Source organism: Microbacterium bovistercoris (genome assembly GCF_003387575.1).
In the GTDB taxonomy this organism is placed as follows: Bacteria; Actinomycetota; Actinomycetes; order Actinomycetales; family Microbacteriaceae; genus Microbacterium; species Microbacterium bovistercoris.
Genome location: NZ_QUAB01000045.1, coordinates 17819 through 42431, shown reverse-complemented (window position 1 = coordinate 42431; position 24613 = coordinate 17819). Strand labels below are relative to the sequence as shown.

The window sequence follows — 24613 nt, the reverse complement described above, 5'->3', positions numbered from 1 at the left end:
TGTCCCCGGCCCTCGTCGCGTCAGCTGAACGTCGCCGACGGCACGTGGGGATCGGCCTGGTGGCGCAGCCAGATCGTCGACAGCGCGGGCAGCGTCATCGTGGCCACGGGCACGGCGCTCTCGCCGACGGGGTGGGCCGTGACCAGGCCGAGGTTGCCGCCGCCTGAGCCGCCGAACTCCGCGGCATCCGTGTTGAGCACCTCGCGCCAGACGCCCCTGAGCGGCAGGTCGAGCCGATGGCCGGTGCGCTGGATGCCGGCGAAATTGCTGATCACGACCATGTGGCCGCCGTGCGCGTCGCGGCGCTCGAAGGCGATCACACTCGGATCCCAGCTCGGCGCACCGAGCCGGGTGAACGACGACCCGTCGTCGTCCCTCTCCCACAGCGGCGCCTGTGCACGATACGTGCTGTTCAGAGCACCCACGAAACTCTGCAGCTGCTGGTGGGCCGGCTGATCGAGCAGCCACCAGTCCAGCTCCCGATCGGGCGACCATTCCCCGATCTGGCCGAACTCCTGGCCCATGAAGAGCAGTTTCTTGCCCGGATGGCCCCACATGTACGCCAGGTAGGCACGGACGTTGGCGAGCTTGTGCGCGTGATCGCCGGGCATCCGTGAGACCAGTGTGCCCTTGCCGTGCACGACCTCATCATGGCTGATGGGGAGGACGTAGTTCTCCCCGAACGCGTACACGAACGAGAAGGTCATCTCGCCCTCGTGGTGCGACCGGTGGATCGGGTCCCGCTTCATGTACTCCAGCGAGTCGTTCATCCAGCCCATGTTCCACTTGAACCCGAATCCGAGTCCGGCGGCGGTGGTGGGCGCGGTCACGCCGGGGAAGGCGGTGGATTCCTCGGCGATCATCACGATCCCCGGGAAGCTGCGATACGCGGTCGCGTTGACCTCCTGCAGGAAGCGGATCGCTTCGAGGTTCTCGCGGCCGCCGTGCACGTTCGGCTCCCACTCGCCGTCGCGCCGGGAGTAGTCCAGGTAGAGCATGGATGCCACGGCGTCGACCCGCAGGCCGTCGACGTGGAACTCGGACAGCCAGTACAGGGCATTGGCGACCAGGAACCCGCGCACCTCGTTCCGCCCGTAGTCGAAGATCAGCGTGCCCCAGTCCTGGTGCTCACCCCTGCGCGGATCCGGGTGCTCGTACAGCGGCCGGCCGTCGAAGCGGGCAAGAGCGAAGTCGTCCTTGGGGAAGTGCCCGGGCACCCAGTCCAGGATCACGCCGATACCCGCCTGGTGCAGCTGATCGATCAGGTACCGCAGATCGTCAGGGGTGCCGTACCTGCTGGTGGGGGCGTAGTACCCGGTGACCTGGTAGCCCCAGGACCCGCCGAACGGATGCTCCGCCACCGGCATCAGCTCGACATGCGTGAACCCCGTGGCGATGACGTGCTCGATCAGCGGCTGTGCGATGTCGCGATAGTTCATGCCGCCACGCCAGGAGCCGAGATGCACTTCGTAGACGGACATGGGCTGGGCGACGGCATGCGTCGCCGCACGACGGGTCATCCAGGCGCCGTCGGCCCAGGTGTAGGCGTCGAGCGTCACCACCGACGCCGTGGCGGGAGGGACCTCGGCGGCCTGCGCCATCGGGTCGGCCTTGAAGAGCCAACGGCCGTCCGGGGAGAGCAGCTGGAACTTGTAGGTGGCACCGACGGTCAGGTCGGGGATGAAGAGCTCCCACACGCCGCTCGCGCCCATCGAGCGCATCGCGTGACCTTCGCCGTTCCAGCCGTTGAAGTCGCCTGCCACCCGCACCGCCTGGGCGTTCGGCGCCCAGACGGCGAATCCGACTCCCTTCTCGCCGTCGAGAACGCGGGGGTGGGCTCCGAGCGCCTCCCAGAGGCGCTCATGACGTCCTTCGCCGATCAGGTGCAGATCGACCTCTCCGAGGGCGGGCAGGTGCCGGTACGGGTCGCCGCTGACGTCTTCGGCCTGACCCTCGTAGACGGTGGCGACCCGATAGGGGGCCGGCGGTCCGCCATGGGTTCCCTCCCAGATGCCGTGTGCGACGTGCGCGAGCGGCACGCGATCGCCATCGGCGAAGACGGCCGCGACGGACTGCGCCAGCGGACGGCGCACGCGGATGACGGTGCTGGTCCTGCCCGCGGCATCCGTGCTCGGGTGGGATCCGAGCACGGAATGCGGTTCGTGATGCGAACCGTGCGCGACCTTCTCCCAGTCGGCGGAGACGGAGACGTCCTCGATGTAGCTCATGATCGCTCCTTCACTCTCAGGATGTGCACCGGCTCGGTGAAGGCGTCGAGGCGCACGTAGTCGTGATCGGTCCAGGTCCAGACCGCGCCGGTCAGCAGATCCTCGACCTCGAACGGGGCACCGGGTTCGACGCCCCAGATCGTGGTGTCGAGGTGCACCGTGGTCTCGCGCACGGAGTGCGGATCGACGTTGGCGACGACGATGATCGTGTCGTCTCTCCCGGTGCCGGTGAAGGCCGCGTCGAGGTGCTTCGAATAGACCAGGACGGCGTCGTCATCGCTCCAGTGGAACGAGATGTTGCGCAGCTGACGAAGCGACGGATGCTCCTGCCGGATGCGGTTCAGGCGGCGCAGCAGCGGAGCCAGGGAGTCACCGCGCTCCTCGGCCCCCGCCCAGTCGCGCAGCTTGTACTCGTACTTCTCGTTGTCGATGTTCTCCTCGGAGCCCGGACGGGCCACGTTCTCGAAGAGTTCGTATCCGGCGTACACGCCGTACAGCGGTGCGGCCGTCGCGGCGATGCAGGCACGGATCCGGTAGGCCGCGCGGCCGCCGTACTGCAGGTACTCCGTGAGGATGTCGGGCGTGTTCACGAACAGGTTCGGACGCATGAAGTCCGCCGTCGTGGTCGACACGGACGTGAGGAACTCCTCGAGCTCGGCCTTCGTGTTCCGCCAGGTGAAGTACGAGTAGCTCTGCTGGAAGCCGGCGGCCGCGAGCCCGCGCATCGGCGCGGGGCGGGTGAACGCCTCGGCGAGGAAGACGACGTCGGGATGGGCGGCGTTCACGGTGCCGATCAGCCATTCCCAGAACCGCAGCGGCTTGGTGTGCGGATTGTCGACGCGGAAGATGCGGACGCCCTGCGCGACCCAGTGCTCCACGACACGCAGCACTTCGGCGTAGAGGCCCTCGGGGTCGTTGTCGAAGTTCAGCGGGTAGATGTCCTGGTACTTCTTGGGCGGGTTCTCGGCGTAGGCGATGGTGCCGTCGGGCAGCGTCGTGAACCACTCCGGGTGCGCGTCGACCCAGGGGTGGTCGGGGGAGGCCTGCAGCGCGAGGTCGAGCGCCACCTCGACGCCGGCCTTGTTCGCGGCGCGCACGAACGCGCGGAAGTCCGCGAGAGTGCCGAGGTCCGGATGCACGGTGTCGTGACCGCCCTCTGCGGCGCCGATCGCCCAGGGCGAGCCCGGGTCGGCGGGCCCCGCGACCAGCGTGTTGTTGGGACCCTTGCGATGCGTGCGGCCGATCGGGTGAATCGGCGGCAGGTAGAGCACGTCGAAGCCCATCTCGGCGACGGCAGGAAGGCGCTTCATCGCGGTGCGGAAGGTGCCGCTGACGACACTGCCGTCCTTGCGCCGTTTCACGCCCTCGGAGCGCGGGAAGAACTCGTACCAGGCGCCGACGCCGGCGGCGGTGCGCTCCACGAGGAGGGGGCGCCAGTCGGTGGTGGAGGTGAGCGTGGTGAGCGGGCGCACGGCGAAGAAGCCCGAGAGGTCTTCGTCGGTCGCGACGGCGCCGAGCACCTCGGCATCAGCATCCTTCAGCCGCTTGGCCGCCGCCTTGAGCGCGCGACGCTCGGCGGCCGGGCGGTCCTGCTCGCCGGCGGCGCGGGCGAGCAGCTGCGCGCCGGCGATGCCCATGACCTCGAGGTCGACACCGGCTGCGGCCTTCACCTCCGCCGCATGCGCCCAGGTCGCGAAGTCGTCGGAGAACCCCTCGAACCGGAACGACCACCTCCCGGGCTCGTCCAGGGCGATCGGCGTCCGCCAGCCGTCGGTGCCGTCGTTCTGCGGGCTGAGACGGTGCAGGCTCTCGTGTCCCGCAGGGGAGCGCAGCCGCACGTGCGCGCCGATGAGATCATGCCCCTCGCGGAAGGCGACGACCCGGAACGGCACCACCTCGCCCGCGAAGGCCTTGGGTGAGAAGCCCCCGGGTGCCGTGGGCGTCGGATCGGCGAGCGGTATGCGTCCGACCAGGGTGCCTGGCGCGGCATCCTCCTGCTCGGCGGCGGGCCGCACGGGGATCGGTGCGGGGCTTCGGAGCACCGCCGGATTCGAGACAGAACGAGCAGCCACACCTTGAATGTACCGCGCGTCATGGAAAGCGGAAAGCTTCCGGGACGCGCGTGACGAAGGGCGTCTGATCGCCCTCGATCACTCGATCCGGAAGAGGTGCATCGAGGTGCCGACGACGGGCAGCACATCGCCCGGAGCGAAGCGCCGAAGGCTGCCGTCGGGCCGCTCCTCCGCACTCGACCACAGCGACACGAAGGCGGTCGCACCCTCGATCGATTCGGGCAGGCGCACGTCGACCGGAGCCTCCGTCCCGTGCACGATCAGCAGGATGCGGTTGAACGCCTCCTTGTCGGGTGTCGACGCGGCGACGTACTGCAGGGTCCGATGACTCGGGTCGTTCCACTGATCGAGCGACATCGTCTCGCCGTCCTGGCCGTACCAGTTCATGACGGACGCATTGGGCACGTGCTCGCCGAGACGGGCGTAGCGCGAGGGGCGCAGGGCCGGGTTCTCGGCGCGGAGTCGCGTGAGCAGCGCGACGTGCTCGCGCAGATCCTGCTGCCAGGGCTCGTGATCCCAGTTGAGCCACGTCAGGGCGGAATCATGGCAGTACGCGTTGTTGTTGCCGCGCTGGGTGCGGCCGAACTCGTCACCGGCCGTGATCATCGGGATTCCGGCTGAGAGCAGCAGTGTGCCGAGCAGATTGCGCATCGCCTTGCGGCGTGAGGCGAGGATCGACGGAACGTCGGTCGGTCCCTCCGCGCCATGGTTGAACGAGCGGTTCATGTCCGCGCCGTCGTGATTGTTCTCGCCGTTCGCCTCGTTGTGCTTGACGTCGTAGGACACCAGGTCGTGCAGGGTGAAGCCGTCGTGCGCGGTGACGAAGTTGATGCTGGCGAGCGGACCGCGCTCCTCGCTGTAGGTGTTCGCGGAACCCGCGAGCCTGTTGGCGAAACCGCCGATGCCGACCGGGGCGGACGCGCGGCGGGCGTAGTCGACGTCGCTGAGCCAGAAGTTGCGGGCCCGGTCGCGATAGCGGTCGTTCCACTCGCTCCAGCCGGTCGGGAAGTTGCCGGTCTGCCACCCGCCCATGCCCACGTCCCAGGGCTCGGCGATGAGCTTCACGTCCTGCAGCGCCGGATCGGCGGCGATCGCCTGCAGCAGCGGGTGCTCGCGGGTGTACTCGTGGTTCACGTCGCGGCCGAGGGCGGCGGCGAGGTCGAAGCGGAAGCCGTCGATCTGCATCTCCTGCGCCCAGTAGCGCAGCGAGTCGAGCACCAGCCGTGCCGCGGCATCCGTCGCGGTGTTCACGGTGTTGCCGACGCCGGTCGTGTCGACGTACGCGCCGTCGGCCGTCTGGCGGTAGTACAGCGCGTTGTCGATGCCGCGGAGGCTCGAGCGCGGGCCGCCGAGGCCCTCCTCGCTCGTGTGGTTGTAGACCACGTCGAGGATGACCTCGAGGCCCGCCTCGTGCAGCAGGCGGACCATGCCCTTGAACTCGGAGAGCACGGCTTCCGGGCCGCCCTTGCGCGACTCCTCGGTCGCGTAGGCGGTGTGCGGGGTGAAGAAGCTCAGCGTGTTGTAGCCCCAGTAGTTCGTGAGACCCTTCTCGAGCAGACGGGGCTCCGGTACGAAGGCGTGCACGGGGAGCAGTTCGATCGCCGTGACCCCGAGCGAGGTGAAGTACTCGATCATCGCGGGGTGGGCGAGTCCCGCGTACGTGCCGTGCAGCGCCGGGGGGACGCCGGGATGCCGCTTGGTCATGCCCTTCAGATGACCCTCGTAGATCACGGTGCGATCCAGGGGCGTGTTCGGCTTCTGGACGCCGCCCCAGTCGAACCCGTCGGCGATGACGACCGAACGCCACTCCTCGTAGCCGTCGCCCTGCGCGAGCCCCCGTGAGTACGGGTCGAGCAGCAGCGTCTCGGCATTGAACGTGTTGCCGGGGCCGTGCGGCCCGTCGACCCGGATCGCGTATCGCACGCCGGGCTGCAGAAGCTCGGTGGTCACCTCCCAGACGCCGCCGGGGCGGCGCTCGAGCGGCAGCTGCGCGGTCTCCCAGTCGAGGTCGGTCGCGTCGAAGATCACGAGCTCGATGGAGGATGCGTTCTGCGACCAGATCCGGAGGGTGCCCACGCCGTCGTGGAGCCGGATGCCGAGGTCGTCGAGCGCTGCGCCGCCGAGCGGCGTGCGGGACGTCGGGAGCATGGGGACAGCCTAGATGCCCGAGGGGCCTCGGTATGAATCCGGATACCGCGGCGCCTGATCCTCGATCCCGCCCCGTGGGCGCTCTGCGGCTGGGAGGATGGATGCATGCGCTTCTATCTCGATCACGCCGCCACCGCGCCCCTGCGCGCGGAGGCGCGGGATGCGTGGCTCGAGGCGTCGTCGGTGCTCGGGAACGCGTCGTCCACCCATGGCGCGGGACAGGATGCGCGCCGGCTTCTGGAGGAGTCGCGGGAGCGGGCCGCCGTCGTGCTGGGCTGCGACCCGATCGAGGTGGTGTTCACCTCGGGCGGCACGGAGTCGATCAACACGGCGCTGCACGGGATGTGGGGCTCGCGGGAGCCGGGCGCGGGCACGATCGTGCTCCCGGACGGCGAGCACCACGCGACGATGGACACCGTCGCCGCGCTGGCTGCAGAAGGAGCGGTCGTGCAGGCGGTGCCGCTGGACTCCGTCGGACGGATCCGCGTCGACGCCTTCGCAGATGCCCTGACGGGTGCCGCACTGGCCACCGCACTTGCGGCGAACAACGAGGTCGGCACGATCAACGACAGCGCCGGGATGTCGGCGGCCGCAGCGGATGCCGGCGTGCCGCTGCACCTGGATGCCGTGGCCGCGTGGGGGCACGTTCCGCTCTCGTTCCGCGACCTGCGGGCAGACGCGGCCGGGGGAGTCGGGCTGGTCGCCATGTCGATCGCCGGGCACAAACTCGGTGGACCGGTGGGCGTCGGCGCGCTGGTCGTCGCGCGTACCGCGCGGATCGCGCCGCTGCTGCACGGGGGCGCTCAGCAGCGCGGACTTCGGGCGGGCACGCAGGATGTCGCGGGGGCTGCGGCGTTCGCGGTCGCGCTGGAGCTGGCCGAGGCGGAGCGCGCAACCGAGACGGTGCGCCTGACGGCGCTGCGCGATCGTCTCATCACCGGCATCCGCAGAGCCGTGCCGCAGGCCGAGCTTCTCGGCGACCCGGTGGAGCGGCTTCCCGGGAACGCGCATGTGCTGTTCCCCGGCGCGGTCGGGGAGAGCCTGCTCTTCCTGCTCGACATGGCCGGAGTCGCGGCATCCACCGGCTCAGCATGCCAGGCCGGCGTCGCGGAGCCCTCGCACGTGGTGATCGCACTCGGTCGCAGCGAGCAGGATGCGCGCAGCGTGCTGCGCCTCACGCTGGGTCGCACGTCGTCTGATGCGGAGGTGGACGCGGTGCTCGCGGCGATCGGCGACGCGTACACCCGGGCGTCCGGTGCCCGCTCAGCCACCCGCTCGTAGACTGGAACCCATGCGTATTCTGGCGGCGATGAGCGGAGGGGTCGACTCCGCGGTGGCGGCGGCCCGTGCGGTCGAGGCCGGCCACGACGTGGTCGGCGTGCACCTGGCGCTCTCCCGCGCCGGCGGCACCCTGCGCACCGGCAGTCGCGGATGCTGCACGATCGAGGACGCGATGGATGCTCGGCGCGCCGCCGACCTGCTCGGCATCCCGTTCTACGTGTGGGACTTCTCCGAGCGGTTCCGCGATGACGTGATCGAGGACTTCATCTCGGAGTACAAGGCGGGCCGTACTCCGAACCCCTGCCTGCGGTGCAACGAGAAGATCAAGTTCGCCGCCCTGCTGGAGCGTGCGATCGAGCTCGGCTTCGACGCGGTCTGCACCGGTCACTACGCGACGCTGGTCGACGGCTCCGAGGGTCTCGAACTGCACCGTGCCTCGGACAACGCGAAGGACCAGTCCTACGTCCTGGGTGTGCTCGACGCCGAGCAGCTCGCCCACACGTACTTCCCACTGGGGTCCACGCCGTCGAAGGCGCTGGTGCGTGCCGAGGCCGCCGAGCGCGGGCTGAGCGTCGCCCAGAAGCCGGACAGCCACGACATCTGCTTCATCCCCGACGGCGACACCCGTGGCTGGCTGGCCGAGAAGGTCGGCGCCGAGCAGGGCGAGATCCTCGACCGGGACGGCGAGGTCGTCGGCACGCACGACGGTGCGCACGCGTTCACGGTCGGGCAGCGCAAGGGGCTGCGCCTCGGTGTACCCGCGGCCGACGGCAAGCCGCGATTCGTGCTCGAGGTGAGACCGGTGACGAACACCGTCATCGTCGGGCCGAAGGAGGCCCTGGCGATCGCCGAGATCGCGGGGGAGCGGTTCTCCTGGGCGGGCGCCGCGCCCACGGCATCCGAGTTCGACTGCGAGGTGCAGATCCGCGCCCACGCCGATCCGGTGCCTGCGCGGGCATTCGTGACGGGCGAGGGGGTGCGCGTCGTGCCCGATCAGCCGCTCGACGGCGTCGCCCCCGGCCAGAGCGCGGTGCTCTACATCGGCACCCGCGTACTCGGTCAGTTCACGATCGACACGACCGTGTCGGCCGTGCCGGTCGGAGCCTGACGCTCCGCGGCTCCGCCTCGACTCATCCGGGGGCGATGGATACGGCGCCCGGGCGGTCCATGCGCACATTCCGGGTCTTCACGTCGAAGCGCCCCATGCGCTGCCAGTGGTCGACGACGATCCGGCCGGTCGGTGGCATGGGGAGCTTCGACAGATCAGCGTCGAGGGCGAACCAGTGCAGAGTGCCCTCCGTGCAGCGCGTCGGGGCGGCGACGCCGTCGGCGAGTCGCGCGGTGAAATAGTGCACGATCCTCGTCTCGGCACCGGTCTCCCTGGTCGCCGTGTATCGCAGAAGGAGGCCGTACAGGTCGTTGCGTCGCAGGCCGACCTCCTCGGCGAGCTCGCGCAGCGCGGCATCCTCGACGCTCTCGCCGGGCTCGACGTGTCCGCCGATGCCGACCCAGGAGTCCTCGATGACGCGGGAGCCTTCGCGATGCAGCAGGAGTACCCGCTCGCCGTCGTGCAGGAACACGGTCGTCATCACTCGGGCCACGGTGTCAGGTTAGCCGTCGCGACGCGCCCGGCGGATGTCGGCGGGCGCTCGTAGACTCGATCCGTGCCGGAGAACATCTCGCTGGAAGACGCCCGCAACGAGGCCGAAGAGCTGACGACCCGCATCCTCGATGCGAAGGACGCCTACTACGGTCGTGACACGTCGATCGTCGACGACGCCACCTACGACGGGTGGATGCGGCGACTCGAAGAGCTCGAGCGCCTGCATCCGGAGCTGCAGGGGCAGGATTCACCCACGCAGATGGTCGGCGCCGCAGAGGCGACCGGACTCGACACGATCGAGCATGCCGAGCGGATGCTGAGTCTCGACAACGTCTTCTCGCTCGACGAGCTGCGCGACTGGGAGGTCAAGACCAAGGCATCAGCCGGCCGTGACGTCGCCTGGCTCACCGAACTGAAGATCGACGGTCTCGCGATCAACCTGCGCTATGAGAACGGCGTACTGACCTCGGCGGCGACTCGTGGCGACGGGCGCGTGGGCGAGATCGTCACCGAGAACGCGCTCCGCCTCTCGGACATCCCGCCGCGCCTGAGCGGTACCGGGCATCCGTCGATCGTCGAGGTGCGCGGTGAGGTGTTCATCCCCGTCGCCGCGTTCGAGCGGCTCAACGCCGCGCAGGCGGCGTTCCGTGATCGCGCGTACGCCGACGCGCTCGCTCGGTGGGAGGCGCGCTCGGGCGCGAAGAAGCCGTTCGACGAGGAGAAGGCGCGGGCCGCCGCGGCCCGACGCTTCCCGTCGTTCGCGAACCCACGCAACGCCGCGAGCGGCGGTCTGCGCCAGCAGCTCGACAAGAAGGAGGGCCTGGAGCTCGAAGCGGGTCTGCTGCGCACCGAGTCCCTCGCCCTGTACGTGCACGGAATCGGAGCCTGGGAGAACCCGCCGGTCGCCGCGCAGAGCGAGGTCTACGAGCTCCTTGCCGGCTGGGGACTGCCGACCAGCCCGCATTACAAGGTCTGCCACTCTGTCGACGAGGTGGCCGACTTCGTCGCGTACTTCGGCGAGCACCGGCACGACATCGAGCACGAGCTGGACGGCATCGTCGTCAAGGTGGACGAGCTCGAACTGCACGCCGAGCTCGGGCAGACCAGCCGTGCTCCGCGCTGGGCGATCGCCTACAAGTACCCGCCGGAGGAGGTGCAGACCAAACTGCTCGACATCGTCGTCTCTGTGGGTCGCACCGGGCGGGCGACGCCGTTCGCCGTGATGGCGCCCGCGCATGTCGCGGGCTCCGTCGTGCGCCAGGCGACCCTGCACAACAAGGACGTCGTGAAGGCGAAAGGAGTGCTGATCGGCGACACCGTGGTCCTGCGAAAGGCCGGTGACGTGATTCCGGAGGTGCTGGGTCCGGTGGTCGAGAAGCGCGACGGCACCGAACGCGAGTTCGTCATGCCGGAGGGCTGCCCGGAGTGCGGGGCGATCCTCGCCCCGGCCAAGGAGGGCGACATCGACCTGCGCTGCCCGAACACCCGCTCGTGCCCTGCGCAGGTCCGCGGGCGCGTCGAGCACATCGGCTCGCGCGGCGCGCTCGACATCGAGGTGCTCGGTGAGGTCACAGCGGCTGCACTCACGCAGGCCGAGCCGCCCGCGGTCGCGCCGCTCGACACCGAGGCGGGGCTGTTCACGCTGGTGCTGGAGGACCTCGTGCCGATCTCCGTCGTCGTACGCGATTCCGAGACCGGTGAACCGAAGACCGATGACGCGACGGGCGAACTCGTCCGTCGCGCACCGTTCCAGAAGCTCGGTCCGGCGCAGTATCCGCCGGGTGCCGAGGGACTGGATGCCGCGGAGCGGCGACGGCGAGGTATCCGCAAGGACTACCGTGAGGTGCTGCCCTCCGAAGCGGCGATCAAGCTCATCGCCGAGCTCGAGAAGGCCAAGACCAAGGAGCTCTGGCGGCTGCTGGTCTCGCTGAACATCCGGCATGTGGGGCCGGTGGCCGCCCGTGCGCTCGCGCAGTGGTTCGGCTCGCTCGACGCGATCCGGGCAGCCAGTCGTGACGAGCTCGCCGCGGTCGAGGGAGTCGGCGGCATCATCGCCGACTCGCTGCTGAGCTGGTTCGAGGTCGACTGGCATCAGGACATCGTCCGGCAGTGGGCCGAGGCCGGAGTGCAGTGGTCGACTCCCGGTCATCCCGGTCCCGGTGCGGCGGTCGCCGAGGGCGGCGTGCTCGAGGGACTGACCGTGGTCGCGACGGGATCGCTCGACGGATACACCCGTGACGGCGCTCAGGAGGCGATCATCAGAGCGGGCGGCAAGGCCGCGTCGTCCGTCTCGAAGAAGACCGACTTCGTCGCCGCCGGACCCGGCGCGGGTTCCAAGCTCGCGAAGGCCGAGGAACTCGGCATCCGAGTCCTGGACGCCGCGCAGTTCCATCTTCTCGTCACCGAGGGCCCGGCGGCGCTGGATGCCTGACCGGCTCATCGTGCTGAACGGCATGGCGGGCGCGGGCAAGACGACGCTCGCGCGCCCGCTCGCCGCCGCGCTCGACGTGCCACTGGTGTCGAAGGATGCCATCAAGGAGGCGCTCGGCGACGCCGTCGATGCACCGCTGCCGACTCGTGCCGTCGGAGCGCTGGCAGCGGATGTCCTTTGGCGGATCGTCGGGATGCTGGAGGGCACGGTACTCGTCGAATCGGTGTGGCTCGCCCGACGAGACGAGGTCTGGTTCCATCGGGGATGGCAGGCCGCCGGATCGCCCGCCGGCCTCGAGGTCTGGTGCGAGGCGCCGCGTGAGGTGATGCGGGAGCGCTATCTGACCCGCCCGCGGCACGCCGTGCACGACGATCTGGCGCGCATCGGGGAGTGGGAGGCCGCGGCGGATGCTGCCCGCCCGATGACGGAGTTCCCCGTTCTCCGCGTCGACACGTCCGGCCCCGTCGACATCGCCGACCTCGCGAACCTGATACGACAGACCATGCTCCTCGAGGACGGATGACCCACGCGACCATCGTCGACCTGGAGCTCTGAGCCGGGGCGGGCCTCCCTCAGTCCGTGGGACGGATCTCGAAACCGGCCGACGGCGTGCCCGTCGCGTCCTCGCTCTCCACTGTGCGAACGTGTGCTCCCGCCGGTCCTCGTCGCAGCGCGGCGAGTACCGCGTCCACCGCGTCGGCGGTGCCGCACAGCTCGGCCTCGACACTCCCATCCGGTCGATTGCGCACCCACCCCGACACGTCGTGTTCCTGTGCCATGCTCCTGGCGAACCAGCGGAAGCCGACGCCCTGAACCCGACCTCGGACGATGACCCGCACGAATCTCATGCCGCCAGCCTGGCCGAAATCGGGCCGGCACGCGAGAGGCAGCAGGCCCTGTGGCCGGGCAGGCGACAGCGAGCGCAGCGTGCGGAGGGCGCGTCAGCCCTTGTGCCGCGGCTTGCGGGCAGGGCGGGAGTCGCGGTCGCTGCGCGAATCGCGGTCATACCGGTCGCCGCGGGAGTCGCGGTTGCCCTTGTACCCGCCGTCACGCGGAGCGCGCCGGTTCGGAACCCCGCGGTCGGGCTTGATCTCGATCAGCTGACCGGAGATCCGGGTGTCGCGCAGTCGCTCGAGAACCGACGGGTCGAGGTTCACGGGGAGCTCGACGATCGAGAAGTCCGGCTTGATCGAGATGGCACCGAAGTCGTCGCGTCCGAGACCGCCCTCGTTCGCCAGCGCACCGACGATCTGGCGCGGCTCGACGCGCTGACGACGGCCGACCTCGATGCGGTACGCGGCGTAGTCCCCGCGCCCACGACGCTCGCGCGGCGTGCGATCCCCGCGCTCAGCGCGCTCCCCACGCTCGCGCGGCGGACGGTTGTCGCGCTCGACGGCGCGCGAGAGCTCATCGTTCGCGGGGTCGAGCAGCAGGGGAGTGGCGCCCTGCGCGACCACGGCGAGGGCGGCGGCGACATCCGCCTCGGGAACGTCGTGATTGCGCACGTAGTGCGCGATGATGTCGCGGAATCCTTCGATGCGCGAGGTCTCCTCGAGCGCCGCGGTGATGGCGTCGTCGAACCGTGCGAGGCGGGTCGTGTTGACGTCCTCGAGGGTCGGCAGCTGCATCTGGGCGGGCTGCTGCCGCGTCGCCTTCTCGATGTGCTTGAGCAGGTAGCGCTCACGCGGGGTGATGAAGCTGATCGCATCGCCGGAGCGACCGGCGCGGCCGGTGCGGCCGATGCGGTGCACGTAGGACTCGGTGTCGGTCGGGATGTCGAAGTTGACGACGTGGCTGATCCGCTCGACGTCGAGACCGCGGGCGGCGACATCCGTCGCCACGAGGATGTCGAGCTTGCCGTCCTTCAGCTGGTTCACGGAGCGCTCGCGCTGCGCCTGCGGCACGTCGCCGTTGATGGCTGCGGCGGAGTAGCCGCGGGCGCGCAGCTTCTCGGCGAGAGTCTCGGTCTCGTTCTTCGTGCGGACGAAGACGATCATCCCGTCGAAGTTCTCCACCTCGAGGATGCGTGTGAGCGCGTCGACCTTCTGCGCGTAGGACACCACCAGGTACCGCTGGGTGATGTTCTGGTTGGTCGTGGTCTTGCCCTTGATCGCGACCTCTTCGGGGTCGCGCAGGTACTGCTGTGCCAGGCGGCGGATGGTCGCGGGCATGGTCGCCGAGAAGAGGGCGACCTGCTTCTCCTCGGGAGTCTGCGCCAGGATCTGCTCGACGTCCTCGGCGAAGCCCATCTTCAGCATTTCGTCCGCCTCGTCGAGCACGAGGTACTTCAGCTCGGAGAGATCGAGGGTGCCCTTGGCCTGGTGGTCCATGATGCGACCGGGCGTGCCGACGACGATGTGCACGCCGCGGCGCAGCGCGGACAGCTGCACGCCGTAGGCCTGTCCGCCGTAGACGGGAAGCACGCGGACGTCCTTCATCCGCGCCGAGTAGGACTCGAACGCCTCGCACACCTGCAGGGCGAGCTCGCGGGTCGGTGCGAGCACGAGCACCTGCGGCGACTTCTGCGACAGGTCGAGGTTCTCGAGCACGGGCAGCGCGAACGCCGCGGTCTTCCCCGTGCCGGTCTGCGCGGTGCCGAGCACGTCACGGCCCTGCAGCAGCAGCGGGATCGTTGCCGCCTGGATCGGCGACGGCGTCTCGTAGCCGAGGTCGTGGATGGCCTTCAGCACCGGCCCGGTGATGCCGATCTCGTCGAATCCGGGGGTGGCGGGCGTGGAGGCCTCGGCAGTCTCAGGGGAAGTCACTTCCCAACCGTACAGCGCGGAGGCCCTTCAGCGCTGGGAGAACGCCTCGTCAGTCGCCGGAGTTGAGCTCCAGAAGCCGCTCCTTCACCTGCCGGCGCAGCACCTTGCCGATGAGCGACTTAGGCAGTTCGTCGACGACGAACAGCCGACGAGGCACCTTGTACGGTGTCAGGATGCCGCGCGCGAAATCGCGCACGGCCTCCACGTCGATGTCAGCGCCGGCGTCGACGACGATCGCGGCGACGACCTCTTCGCCCGAGTGGCTGCTGGGAAGGCCGATGACAGCGGCGTCCAGGACGTCCGGATGCTGGCGCAGCACGCCCTCGACCTCGGTGGGCGCGACGTTGAAGCCGCCGGTGATGATGAGCTCCTTGATGCGGTCGACGATGCGGACGAACCCGCCATCGTCGATCGTGACGATGTCGCCGGTGCGGAACCAGCCGTCCGTGAAGACCGCCTCGGTCTCCTCGGGCTTGCCGTAGTAGCCCTGGAACACCTGCGGGCCGCGCACGATGAGCTCGCCGGGAGTGCCCGGCTCCACGTCGCGCGTAGGCTCGTCGGGGTCGACGACGCGGCACTCGGTGCCCGGCAGAGGCAGGCCGACCGTTCCGGGCACGCGATTGTCCGCCACCGGGTTCGCCATCAGTACGGGGGAGCACTCGCTGAGGCCGTAGCCCTCGACCAGGTAGCCACCGGTCGCCTCCTCGAACGGCACGACCAGCTCGTGCGGTAGGGCCATGGCACCCGAGATCGCGACCTCGGTACCGGCCAGCGACACGCCCTTCTCCTTCGCCGCGGCGAGCAGACGGTCGGCGATCGGCGGCACCAGCGGCAGGAAAGTCGCGGGATGCTTCTTCGCGACATCCAGCACGAGGTCGGGATCGAACTTCGGGAACAGCACGAGGCGCGCGCCCATCGACATCGCGAAGGTCAGGCAGAGGGTCAGTCCGTAGGCGTGGAACATCGGGAGCACCGCGTAGACGACACAGCCCTTGCCGCGCTGGATCTGCGGCACCCACGCCTGCGCCTGCGCGGCGTTGGCCAGCAGGTTGCGGTGCGTCAGTGCGGCACCCTTCGGGGTGCCGGTGGTGCCGGAGGTGTACTGGATGATCGCCAGATCGTCGGTCGCCGGCCGCGGGTGGGATGCCGGGATCGGCTCGGCCTTCAGCATCTGCTCCCACGGGATGGTGCCGCGGACCTTCTCGGTCAGTGCCTCGCGGGACTCGCGCGCCTTCTGGACCGGCAGCTTCAGCGCCAGGCGCATGCCGAACGGCATCCCGTTCACGACGTCCACCGAGATGAGGTTCTGCACGGCGAGGTCGGCGGGGAACTCCTGCACCGACTTCACGACCTTGTTCCACACGATCGCGTGCTTGGCGCCGTGATCCTCGAACTGCTTGCGCAGCTCCCGCGGCGTGTACAGCGGGTTGTGTTCGACGACGACCGCGCCCAGGCGCAGCACCGCGTAGAACGCGACGATGTGCTGCGGCGAGTTCGGCAGCACGATCGCCACCGGGTCGCCCGCCCCGACGCCGAGGTCGCGCAGGCCCGCCGCCGCGCGGTCGATCTGCTCCTGCAGCTGCCGATAGCTGGTCTCGCGCCCGAAGAACTGCAGCGCCGGGGCATCCGGGTAATCGCGGGCGGATGCCGCCACGATGTCGATCAGCGAGCCGGAGACGGGGGAGAGGTCCTCGGGAACACCGTCTGCATAGCTGGCGGTCCAGGGGCGCGGGGGTACGAACGTCGTCACCTGACCACCCTATTCCGATGCGCTTCATCCCGCCGTCGCCCGCTCAATGAGCCGGGAGCAGTCTCGTAGACTGAGGGGGTGTCTGAAATCACCCCTGATCTTGTGCGCCATCTCGGCGTGCTCGCGCGCATCCAGCTCTCCGATGACGAGGTGACGCAGCTGACAGGTCAGCTCGATGCCATCGTCGACAACATCGCGAAGGTGTCGGAGGTGGCGACCCCCGACGTCGTCGCCACCAGCCACCCGATCGCGATGAGCAACGTCTTCCGACCAGACGAGGTCGGGCAGACGCTGACGCACGAGCAGGTGCTGCAGAACGCCCCGGATGCCGCAGACGGCCGCTTCCGTGTGACCGCGATCCTGGGAGAAGAGCAGTGAGCGACATCATCCGTTTCTCCGCCGCGGAGCTGGGCGAGAAGCTCGCCGCCGGCGAGATCTCCAGCGTCGAGGCCACTCAGGCCCACCTGGACCGCATCGCCGCCGTGGACGGCGACGTGCACGCCTTCCTGCACGTCAACGAGAACGCCCTCGCGGCCGCCGCCGAGATCGATGCGCGTCGCGCGGCCGGTGAACAGCTCGGCCCGATCGCCGGCGTTCCGCTGGCGGTGAAGGACGTGCTGGTCACCACCGACATGCCCTCCACCAGCGGATCGAAGATCCTCGAGGGGTACATGTCGCCCTTCGACGCGACCGTCGTGGCGCGCTCGCGCGCGGCCGGCCTCGTGCCTCTCGGCAAGACCAACATGGACGAGTTCGCGATGGGCTCCTCCACGGAGCACTCGGCGTTCGGCCCCACCCGCAACCCCTGGGACCTCGACCGCATCCCCGGCGGCTCCGGAGGCGGGTCGGCCGCAGCGGTGGCGGCGTTCGAGGCGCCGCTGGCCCTGGGCTCCGACACCGGCGGCTCGATCCGCCAGCCCGCGCACGTCACCGGCACCGTCGGCACCAAGCCCACGTACGGCGGGGTCAGCCGCTACGGATCGATCGCGCTGGCCTCCAGCCTCGACCAGGTCGGCCCGGTCACCCGCACGGTGCTCGACGCGGGTCTGCTGCATGACGTGATCGGCGGACACGACCCGAAGGACTCCACCTCGCTGCCGCAGGAGTGGCCGTCCTTCGCAGCGGCCGCCCGCGAGGGTGCGACCGGCGACGTGCTCAAGGGCCTCAAGGTCGGTGTGATCAAAGAGCTTCCCGACTCGGGCTTCCAGGCCGGCGTCGCCGGCTCCTTCCGCGAGTCGCTGGCGCTGATGGAGGCGCAGGGTGCGGAGATCGTCGAGATCTCGGCTCCGCACTTCGAGTACGGCGTCGCCGCGTACTACCTGATCCTGCCCGCCGAGGCGTCCAGCAACCTGGCGAAGTTCGACTCGGTGCGCTTCGGCCTTCGGGTCACGCCGGAGGGCGGCGCGACCGTCGAGGACGTCATGTCCGCCACGCGGGAGGCCGGATTCGGTCCCGAGGTCAAGCGTCGCATCATCCTCGGCACCTACGCGCTCTCCGCGGGCTACTACGACGCCTACTACGGCAGCGCACAGAAGGTTCGCACGCTGATCCAGCGCGACTTCGACCAGGCTTTCTCGCAGGTCGACGTCATCGCGACGCCCTCGGCGCCGACGACGGCGTTCAAGCTCGGCGAGAAGATCGACGACCCGCTGCAGATGTACCTGAACGACCTGACGACCATTCCGGCGAACCTCGCCGGCGTGCCCGGCATCTCGATCCCGTCCGGCCTCGCCGCTGAAGACGGACTGCCTGTCGGCATCCAGTTCCTCGCACCCGCTCACGAGGACGCTCGTCTGTACCGTGTCGGCGCCGCCCTCGAGGCCGCGCTGCTTGATTCGTGGGGCGCCCCTCTCCTGGAGAAGGCACCCGTGCTGGGAGGAACCCGCTGATGGCCGCCGTCAAGCTCATGGACTACGACAAAGCTCTCGAGCTGTTCGAGCCGGTGCTCGGCTTCGAGGTGCACGTCGAGCTGAACACGCGCACGAAGATGTTCTCGGATGCGCCGAACCCGGCCAACGACGAGTTCCACGGCGCCGAACCGAACACGCTCATCGCCCCGGTCGATCTCGGTCTGCCGGGTTCGCTGCCGGTGGTCAACGCCACCGCAGTGCGCTCGTCGATCAGCCTCGGTCTGGCGCTGGGCTGCTCGATCGCCGAGTCCAGCCGATTCGCGCGCAAGAACTACTTCTACCCGGACCTGGGCAAGAACTACCAGATCTCGCAGTACGACGAGCCGATCGCCTTCGAAGGTTCGGTCGAAGTCGAGCTCGAAGACGGCACGCTTGTGACCATTCCCGTCGAGCGCGCGCACATGGAGGAGGACGCCGGCAAGCTCACGCACATGGGCTCCACCGGCCGCATCCAGGGCGCCGAGTACTCGCTCGTCGACTACAACCGGGCGGGTGTCCCGCTCGTCGAGATCGTCACCAAGCCGATCTTCGGCGCCGAGCACCGTGCGCCGGAATACGCCAAGGCGTACATCTCGGCGATCCGCGACATCGTCCGCGCCCTCGGCATCTCCGAGGCACGGCTGGAGCGCGGCAACCTGCGCTGCGACGCGAACGTCTCGCTTCGGCCGCGGGGCCAGGAGAAACTGGGCACCCGCACCGAGACGAAGAACGTGAACTCGATGCGGTCGGTCGAGCGCGCGGTGCGCTACGAGATCCAGCGTCAGGCGGCGATCCTCGCCGACGGCGGCACCATCATCCAGGAGACGCGCCACTGGCACGAGGACACCGGCACCACCTCGCCGGGTCGTCCGAAGTCGGATGCCGACGACTACCGGTACTTCCCGGAGCCGGACCTGCTGCCCGTGCAGCCCGCCGCCGAACTCGTGGAGGAGCTCCGTGCCGCGCTTCCCGAGCAGCCCGTCGCTCGCCGCCGCCGGCTGAAGGCCGAGTGGGGCTTCACCGACCTCGAGTTCCAGGACGTCCGCAACAGCGGCCTGGTCGAGGTCGTCGAGGCGACGATCTCCGCCGGCGCCACGCCGGCAGCGGCTCGCAAGTGGTGGACGGGGGAGATCACCCGCCTGGCGAACGCCGCCGAGCGCGAGGCGACCGACCTGATCGCTCCCGAGAACGTCGCGGCGCTGCAGCAGCTGGTCGATGCCGGCACGCTGACGGACAAGCTCGCCCGTCAGGTGCTCGAGGGCGTCATCGCCGGCGAGGGAACGCCGCAGGAAGTCGTGGATGCGCGCGGTCTGGCCGTCGTGTCGGATGACGGCGCGCTGATCGCCGCGATCGACGAGGCTCTGGCCGCACAGCCCGACGTGATGGCGAAGATCAAGGACGGCAAGGTGCAGGCCGCCGGCGCGATCATCGGCGCCGTGATGAAGGCGATGAAGGGCCAGGCGGACGCCGCCCGTGTGCGCGAACTCATCCTGGAGCGCGCTGCGCAGTAGCCGTCGGAAGCCGATGTCCCATGCATCCGGAAGAATGGATGCATGGGACGCGGCGACGGATCGGGACGCATCGTGTCGCCCGCCGGGGCGGACGACAGCGGCACCGGCATCCTGCACGTCGACATGGATGCCTTCTACGCGTCCGTGGCCACGCTGGACGACCCCTCGCTGCGCGGACTGCCGCTGATCATCGGCGCGCCGGACGGGCGCTCCGTCGTCTCCAGCGCCTCCTATGAGGCGCGCCGGTTCGGTGTGCGCTCGGCCATGCCGGTGTCGCAGGCGCTGCGGCTGTGCCCGAGCGCACGGATCGTCGCGCCCGACTTCGCCCGCTACCAGGCGGTCTCGGGGCAGGTGATGTCGATCTTCGAGTCATTCACGCCCCTGGTGGAACCGCTGTCGATCGATGAGGCCTTCCTCGACGTGCGCGGAGTGCGGCGCCTGTGGGGGACGCCGGGGGAGATCGCCGTGCTGATCCGCCGCCGGGTCGCCGAGGAGGTCGGCATCAACTGCAGCGTCGGGGTCGCCGCGACCAAGCACGTGGCGAAGATGGCGTCCACGCTGTCCAAGCCGGACGGGCTGCTCATCGTGCCGGGTGCTCGCACCCAGGAGTTCCTCGACCCCCGGCCGGCAGGGGCGATGTGGGGCGTCGGGCCGAAGGCCGCCGCGGCGCTGCAGCGCCGCGGCATCCACACGATCCGCGATGTCCGCGAGGCGGCGCAGGGGATGCTGGAGCGGGCGCTCGGACCGGCCGCCGGAAGCAGGCTCCGGCAGCTCGCCAGGGGAGAGGATGCCCGGGAGGTCGAGACCGAGCGCGTGGAGAAGAGCATCGGTCACGAGGAGACGTTCGACGTCGACATCGTCGACGCCGATGTGCTTCGCGCCGAGCTGCTCCGGCTCGCCGATCGTGTCGGGGCTCGCCTGCGTGCGGCATCGTGGGAGGCGCGCACCGTCGCGATCAAGGTGCGCTTCTCGGACTTCTCGACGATCACGCGTGCCCAGTCGCTGCCCGAGCCGACAGACGTGGGCCAGCGGATCGGCGAGACCGCCGCGGCGCTCTTCGACGCCGTGGAGCGGCGAGATCCGATCCGTCTGCTAGGAGTCCGCGCCGAGAAGCTGCAGGGCAGGGGATCCGCGGGCTTCGCCCTCTGGGACGATGATGCCGATCGCCGGCGTCTGGAGGGCGCGCTGGACGACGCCCGCGCACGGTTCGGCAGCAGCATGATCACCCGGGCTCGGCACGTCGGCCGCGGTGACGGCCGTGACGGCCCCCATCCCCGCTCCTTCGGGCGGGAATGACCCGCGACAGCGGGCCGCCGTTCCAGTAGCGTGGACGACATGCCCAACATCGCACTGGAACTCGGTAAGCAGGCAGCCTCGTTCGGCGTCAAGAGCGCATACGGCGAACCCGTCGACGTCGAGGGCGTCAGCATCACGCCGGTCGCGCTGGCCATGACCGGTTTCGCCGGCGGCAGCGGCGAGGGCCTCGAGGGCGGTTCCGGCGGCGGCACGGCCATCCCGCTCGGTGTGTACGTGCGTCGTGAAGAGGGACTGCGCTTCGAGCCGAACCTCATCACCCTGCTCGCGGTCGGCATCCCGTTCGTGTGGGTGGCGGGCCGCGCACTGACCCGCATCATCCGTGCTCTCAAGAAGTAGCGATCCGTTCGGGGAATGCCTTGACGCGGCCGTGCACGACATCGTCGCGGCGGTGTGCGCGGTCGACTCGACGACACCCGTGGTGGTGATAGACGGACGCAGCGGGGCGGGGAAGTCCACGATCGCACGGCGGCTGGCCGAGAGCTGGCCGCAGGAGAATCCCGTGCAATTGGTCGCTCTGGATTCGATCTATCCCGGTTGGGACGGCCTCGCCGAAGGCGGACGGCTCGCGCTGCAGAACGTGCTCGCCCCGCATTCCCGGCGCGAGGTCGGCACCTGGCGCCGCTGGGACTGGGAGAGCGGCGTCGAGGCCGAGGCCCACGTGGTCGATCCGGCTTCCGGTCTCATCGTCGAGGGCTGCGGTGCGCTGACCCCGGCCTCGGCCGAGATCGCCGATGTATGCGTGTGGGTGGATGGGCCCGCCCAGAGCAGGAGGCGCCGGGCGCTGGAGCGCGACGGTGACGCGTTCCGGCCGCACTGGGAGCGGTGGGCCGCGCAGGAGGAGGCGCACATCCGCGCGCACGATCCGGTGTCCCTGGCGTCGGTCGTCGTGACGGTGCCCTGACGACGACTCAGAACCGGGCGTCGCGTTCGTCGGCTGCCTGGATCAGCCCCTCCAGGCGGTACCCCAGCCAGTCGTAGACCCCGAAGCGCTCGTCATCGGGATCGTGCGCGTCGGCGCTCGTGATGCCGATCCGTGTGGCCAGCACCAGCCGCAGCGCGGTGAGTGTTCGCAGCCAGGCGTCGAGGTGGTCGCCGGCGATCACGGCGTCGCGCGGGCGCATCGCGTCGCGCCGGGTGAGGCCGTCCTCACGCTCGAACACGGCGAGGTCGGCGCGGACGAGCGCGGCGTCCTGGCTGCGCCGATCCAGCAGATCGCCACGCGTGAGCATCGCATACTCCTGCGAAGCCTCGTCGTCGTCGGGGTAGGCGGTCGGGGTGAGGCGCTGCAGCGCGGCATCCTCATCCCGCTCCGGTGCATCCACGAGCAGCAGGAACTCGTCGAGAAGAGCGATCAGGTGCTGGCCCTCGATCTGCGCCAGTGGCAGCACGATCGTGCGGGCGCTCACGAGAAGGCCTTCCTGACCGTCGCCCACAGGCCGAAGTCGTGCATGGCCTGCGCGTGGATCTCCATGGTCTCGCGCGGTCCCGTCGCCACGACGGCATGACCCTCATGGTGCACGGCGAGCATCAGAGCCGTGGCACGCTCATCGGAGTAGCCGAAGTATCGCCGGAACACGCGGACGACATAGCTCATCAGGTTGACGGGGTCGTCCCACACCACGAGCTCCCACGGCTCGAGTGGAGCGGCCGCGAGCTCTTCCTCGATGTCGAGATCGGGCAGTGCGACGGGAGTGCTCATGCCCACCCCAGTTCGTGCAACTGCTCGTCGTCGATGCCGTAGAAGTGTGCGATCTCATGCACCAGCGTGGTGTGCACCTCGTCGCGCAGGTCCTCTTCCGTCTCGCATGCTGCCAGGTGCGCGGTGCGATAGACGATGATGCGGTCCGGGAGCTCGCCCAGGCCGTACTGGCCGCGCTCGGTGAGCGCGAGGCCGTCGTACAGGCCGAACAGATCCTCGCCGTCCTCGGGTGCGTCCTCGACGACGAAGACCACGTTGTCGAGACCCTCGACCATCTCATCGGGCAGCCGGTCGAGCTCGTCCACGACGAGTTCCTCGAAGGCAGTGGCATCCATCTCCATCACGACAAGCTTAGGAGAGGACTCCGGCGGCGGCAGGCGCCCGCCTGCCGGTCTCGAGGAGATGCAGCGTGGGCCGTGCCCTGTGAAGAGCCCGGCCCACTCCGCGTGCGGCTCAGTGTGCGTCAGGTGCCACGATCTCGGGGAGCACGGCCTCGAACTTCGCATCGAAGGCCAGGGCGCCGAGCTTGTGGCCCTGGTTGCTCGCAGCCTCGACCACGGAGGCACCGAACGTGGCGCTCTTCAGGCGCTGGTTCGGAGTGCCGTGGTGTCCGTCGTTCGTGAAGGCGCAGTCGCCCACGTTGTAGAACGACGCCTGCACGTCGAGCGTGCGGGCGGCGTTCAGGGCGCCGCCGCGCGCGTGGACGAGGTAATACGTGCCATAGGCGTCAGCCATCAGCTCGGTGCGGCGGGTCGCCTCGGGCCCGGTGAGCGGCGACTCGAACAGGTTGTTCGCGTACTGCACCTGGTGACCGTACTCGTGCGCGAGCACGCCCAGCGGAGCGGCCTTGTCCTGCAGGCCGATGCCGCGCAGACCGGCCATGACGCCGTCGCCCATGATGATGCGCTTGGTCAGGCCGGGGAACTGCTCGACGTCCTCGGGGGCCGGGTCGAAGGCGAAGGCGTTGAAGGTGAAGTACGGGTTGTCGCCCTGGCGCAGGCCGGGCTGGCTCAGGATCAGCGACTGGACGTACTCGGCGATCTCACGCGCCGTGCCGGCGTCGAGACCGTAGACGGCGGTGTAGACACGCACCATGCGGTCGATCGAGCGGTAGGTGTCACCGTGCATCGGGATCAACTGGATGTCGGAGCCGTCGAAGTCCCAGAACTTCTTCATGCCGTCCATCGTGCGGTTGAGGTCGTTCGTGTAGGAGCCGTCGTAGCCGAAGGTGTTCCGCTTGTCCTGCGCGCCGAAGATGAGCGCGTCGTAGGTCGCGAGGTCGAAGCCGGCCAGCTCGTCGATCGCCCGCATGGTGGGCCGGTCGACCCCCGCCAGCTGGGCGGTGAGCCAGGCGTTCACGGGCGTCGATGCGCACTGGTAGTCGCTGCCGTCGATGACGCTGCGTGTCTGGTCCGCCCAGGTCGTGGCATCCAGGCCGAAGCGCGCGCGGGCGTCGGCGACGCGTGCGGCCCAGTCCGCGGGCAGTTCGGCGCGAAGCGCGTCGAGCTGGGACGCGCCGGAGACGGCCGCAGGCGTCGGACCGGCGGCTGTATCCGCCATCGCCGCAGGCGCGAGGCTCAGACCGAGAGTGATGGCGATCCCTGCGGCGAGGGCGCAGGAGGTCGACTTCTTGAACATGCTGTGTTCTCCCATGTGAAGACGGCGCGACGCTGTTGTCGCGCGCACGAGTCCGAACCTATCGGCCGACACGTCGCAGGAGGCGGAGGCCCGGCGTGTCGATGCGGTCGACGTGTCGCAGGGGAGAGTGCGAACGAGAAAGGAGCGGGATGCTCTCGCATCCCGCTCCTGATTGGGGTGGCTAACGGGACTTGAACCCGCGACCCCCGCGACCACAACGCGGTGCTCTACCAACTGAGCTATAGCCACCATGTGCCGGCCGAAGCAGGCAACCGCTCAAG

Annotated in this window: 21 protein-coding genes and 1 tRNA gene; 10 read left to right on the top strand and 12 right to left on the bottom strand. The window is 69.5% G+C overall.

Annotated features, from left to right (window positions below):
- Window positions 1-20: 20 nt before the first annotated feature.
- From glgB to glgX, 3 genes are all read right to left on the bottom strand, one after another.
- Window positions 21-2228 (bottom strand): 1,4-alpha-glucan branching protein GlgB, encoded by a 2208-nt coding sequence (glgB, locus tag DY023_RS12620; RefSeq protein WP_116242692.1) that lies wholly within the window; start codon window positions 2226-2228, stop codon window positions 21-23.
- Window positions 2225-4270: an alpha-1,4-glucan--maltose-1-phosphate maltosyltransferase gene (locus tag DY023_RS12615; RefSeq protein WP_425453464.1), complete on the bottom strand. Its 2046-nt coding sequence runs from the start codon at window positions 4268-4270 to the stop codon at window positions 2225-2227. Before DY023_RS12615 ends, glgB begins: the two co-directional genes overlap by 4 nt.
- A 108-nt stretch (window positions 4271-4378) precedes the next feature.
- Window positions 4379-6448 (bottom strand): glycogen debranching protein GlgX, encoded by a 2070-nt coding sequence (gene glgX, locus DY023_RS12610; protein ID WP_116242690.1) that lies wholly within the window; start codon window positions 6446-6448, stop codon window positions 4379-4381.
- A gap of 105 nt (window positions 6449-6553) precedes the next feature.
- Between glgX and DY023_RS12605 the strand changes: the two genes are divergently transcribed.
- Both DY023_RS12605 and mnmA read left to right on the top strand, forming a co-directional pair.
- Window positions 6554-7729: a cysteine desulfurase family protein gene (locus DY023_RS12605; protein ID WP_116242689.1), complete on the top strand. Its 1176-nt coding sequence runs from the start codon at window positions 6554-6556 to the stop codon at window positions 7727-7729.
- A gap of 10 nt (window positions 7730-7739) precedes the next feature.
- Window positions 7740-8837 carry a tRNA 2-thiouridine(34) synthase MnmA gene (gene mnmA, locus DY023_RS12600; protein ID WP_116242688.1) on the top strand — a complete coding sequence of 366 codons (1098 nt, stop codon included), beginning with the start codon at window positions 7740-7742 and terminating at the stop codon, window positions 8835-8837.
- A gap of 22 nt (window positions 8838-8859) precedes the next feature.
- Here mnmA and DY023_RS12595 read toward each other — a convergent pair whose 3' ends face one another.
- The gene (locus tag DY023_RS12595) at window positions 8860-9330 is read right to left on the bottom strand and encodes an NUDIX domain-containing protein (protein WP_147303304.1); all 471 of its coding nucleotides are present in this window, start codon (window positions 9328-9330) and stop codon (window positions 8860-8862) included.
- A gap of 63 nt (window positions 9331-9393) precedes the next feature.
- Here DY023_RS12595 and ligA point away from each other — a divergent pair, with 63 nt between their 5' ends.
- Both ligA and DY023_RS12585 read left to right on the top strand, forming a co-directional pair.
- The gene (gene ligA, locus DY023_RS12590) at window positions 9394-11763 is read left to right on the top strand and encodes an NAD-dependent DNA ligase LigA (RefSeq protein ID WP_116242686.1); all 2370 of its coding nucleotides are present in this window, start codon (window positions 9394-9396) and stop codon (window positions 11761-11763) included.
- Window positions 11756-12286: a P-loop nucleotide/nucleoside kinase family protein gene (locus DY023_RS12585; protein WP_116242685.1), complete on the top strand. Its 531-nt coding sequence runs from the start codon at window positions 11756-11758 to the stop codon at window positions 12284-12286. Before ligA ends, DY023_RS12585 begins: the two co-directional genes overlap by 8 nt.
- Before the next feature lie 49 nt (window positions 12287-12335).
- Here DY023_RS12585 and DY023_RS12580 read toward each other — a convergent pair whose 3' ends face one another.
- From DY023_RS12580 to DY023_RS12570, 3 genes are all read right to left on the bottom strand, one after another.
- Window positions 12336-12611 carry an acylphosphatase gene (locus DY023_RS12580; protein ID WP_116242684.1) on the bottom strand — a complete coding sequence of 92 codons (276 nt, stop codon included), beginning with the start codon at window positions 12609-12611 and terminating at the stop codon, window positions 12336-12338.
- 93 nt (window positions 12612-12704) lie between these two features.
- Window positions 12705-14528: a DEAD/DEAH box helicase gene (locus tag DY023_RS12575; protein WP_116242683.1), complete on the bottom strand. Its 1824-nt coding sequence runs from the start codon at window positions 14526-14528 to the stop codon at window positions 12705-12707.
- Between the two features lie 49 nt (window positions 14529-14577).
- On the bottom strand, window positions 14578-16278 hold the full coding sequence (locus DY023_RS12570) for a long-chain-fatty-acid--CoA ligase (RefSeq protein WP_116242682.1): 1701 nt from the start codon (window positions 16276-16278) through the stop codon (window positions 14578-14580).
- Window positions 16279-16356: 78 nt separating this feature from the next.
- Here DY023_RS12570 and gatC point away from each other — a divergent pair, with 78 nt between their 5' ends.
- From gatC to DY023_RS12540, 6 genes are read left to right on the top strand one after another with little or no spacing between them, the layout of a single operon-like run.
- Entirely contained in the window at window positions 16357-16656 is a 300-nt protein-coding gene (gene gatC / locus DY023_RS12565; protein WP_116242681.1) for an Asp-tRNA(Asn)/Glu-tRNA(Gln) amidotransferase subunit GatC, read from the top strand.
- A complete protein-coding gene (gene gatA / locus DY023_RS12560; protein ID WP_116242680.1) occupies window positions 16653-18167 on the top strand; it encodes an Asp-tRNA(Asn)/Glu-tRNA(Gln) amidotransferase subunit GatA in 1515 nt (504 codons plus the stop codon). Before gatC ends, gatA begins: the two co-directional genes overlap by 4 nt.
- Window positions 18167-19678 carry an Asp-tRNA(Asn)/Glu-tRNA(Gln) amidotransferase subunit GatB gene (gatB, locus tag DY023_RS12555; RefSeq protein WP_116242679.1) on the top strand — a complete coding sequence of 504 codons (1512 nt, stop codon included), beginning with the start codon at window positions 18167-18169 and terminating at the stop codon, window positions 19676-19678. Before gatA ends, gatB begins: the two co-directional genes overlap by 1 nt.
- Before the next feature lie 42 nt (window positions 19679-19720).
- Window positions 19721-20974, top strand: coding sequence for a DNA polymerase IV (dinB, locus tag DY023_RS12550; protein ID WP_116242678.1), 1254 nt, complete (start codon window positions 19721-19723; stop codon window positions 20972-20974).
- Window positions 20975-21013: 39 nt separating this feature from the next.
- Window positions 21014-21331 (top strand): hypothetical protein, encoded by a 318-nt coding sequence (locus DY023_RS12545; protein WP_116242811.1) that lies wholly within the window; start codon window positions 21014-21016, stop codon window positions 21329-21331.
- 31 nt (window positions 21332-21362) lie between these two features.
- Window positions 21363-21896 carry a nucleoside/nucleotide kinase family protein gene (locus DY023_RS12540; protein ID WP_245958689.1) on the top strand — a complete coding sequence of 178 codons (534 nt, stop codon included), beginning with the start codon at window positions 21363-21365 and terminating at the stop codon, window positions 21894-21896.
- Window positions 21897-21903: 7 nt separating this feature from the next.
- Here DY023_RS12540 and DY023_RS12535 read toward each other — a convergent pair whose 3' ends face one another.
- The 5 genes from DY023_RS12535 to DY023_RS12515 all read right to left on the bottom strand — a co-directional run bounded on the left by DY023_RS12535 (window position 21904) and on the right by DY023_RS12515 (window position 24581).
- The gene (locus tag DY023_RS12535; RefSeq protein ID WP_116242677.1) at window positions 21904-22401 is read right to left on the bottom strand and encodes a DUF2017 family protein; all 498 of its coding nucleotides are present in this window, start codon (window positions 22399-22401) and stop codon (window positions 21904-21906) included.
- Window positions 22398-22694 (bottom strand): ATP-dependent Clp protease adapter ClpS, encoded by a 297-nt coding sequence (gene clpS, locus DY023_RS12530; RefSeq protein ID WP_116242809.1) that lies wholly within the window; start codon window positions 22692-22694, stop codon window positions 22398-22400. The genes DY023_RS12535 and clpS overlap by 4 nt, the downstream gene beginning before the upstream one ends.
- On the bottom strand, window positions 22691-23035 hold the full coding sequence (locus DY023_RS12525) for a metallopeptidase family protein (RefSeq protein WP_116242676.1): 345 nt from the start codon (window positions 23033-23035) through the stop codon (window positions 22691-22693). Before DY023_RS12525 ends, clpS begins: the two co-directional genes overlap by 4 nt.
- 112 nt (window positions 23036-23147) lie before the next feature.
- Window positions 23148-24332 (bottom strand): neutral zinc metallopeptidase, encoded by a 1185-nt coding sequence (locus tag DY023_RS12520; protein ID WP_116242675.1) that lies wholly within the window; start codon window positions 24330-24332, stop codon window positions 23148-23150.
- A gap of 173 nt (window positions 24333-24505) precedes the next feature.
- Window positions 24506-24581, bottom strand: a tRNA-His gene (locus DY023_RS12515).
- Between the last annotated feature and the right edge of the window lie 32 nt (window positions 24582-24613).

Coding starts and splice junctions, on each gene's coding strand:
- glgB (WP_116242692.1), bottom strand. CDS start 2,228: ATGAGCTACATCGAGGACGTCTCCGTCTCCGCCGACTGGGAGAAGGTC.
- glgX (WP_116242690.1), bottom strand. CDS start 6,448: ATGCTCCCGACGTCCCGCACGCCGCTCGGCGGCGCAGCGCTCGACGAC.
- DY023_RS12605 (WP_116242689.1), top strand. CDS start 6,554: ATGCGCTTCTATCTCGATCACGCCGCCACCGCGCCCCTGCGCGCGGAG.
- mnmA (WP_116242688.1), top strand. CDS start 7,740: ATGCGTATTCTGGCGGCGATGAGCGGAGGGGTCGACTCCGCGGTGGCG.
- DY023_RS12585 (WP_116242685.1), top strand. CDS start 11,756: ATGCCTGACCGGCTCATCGTGCTGAACGGCATGGCGGGCGCGGGCAAG.
- DY023_RS12580 (WP_116242684.1), bottom strand. CDS start 12,611: ATGAGATTCGTGCGGGTCATCGTCCGAGGTCGGGTTCAGGGCGTCGGC.
- gatB (WP_116242679.1), top strand. CDS start 18,167: ATGGCCGCCGTCAAGCTCATGGACTACGACAAAGCTCTCGAGCTGTTC.
- dinB (WP_116242678.1), top strand. CDS start 19,721: ATGGGACGCGGCGACGGATCGGGACGCATCGTGTCGCCCGCCGGGGCG.
- DY023_RS12545 (WP_116242811.1), top strand. CDS start 21,014: ATGCCCAACATCGCACTGGAACTCGGTAAGCAGGCAGCCTCGTTCGGC.
- clpS (WP_116242809.1), bottom strand. CDS start 22,694: ATGAGCACTCCCGTCGCACTGCCCGATCTCGACATCGAGGAAGAGCTC.
- DY023_RS12525 (WP_116242676.1), bottom strand. CDS start 23,035: ATGGAGATGGATGCCACTGCCTTCGAGGAACTCGTCGTGGACGAGCTC.
- DY023_RS12520 (WP_116242675.1), bottom strand. CDS start 24,332: ATGTTCAAGAAGTCGACCTCCTGCGCCCTCGCCGCAGGGATCGCCATC.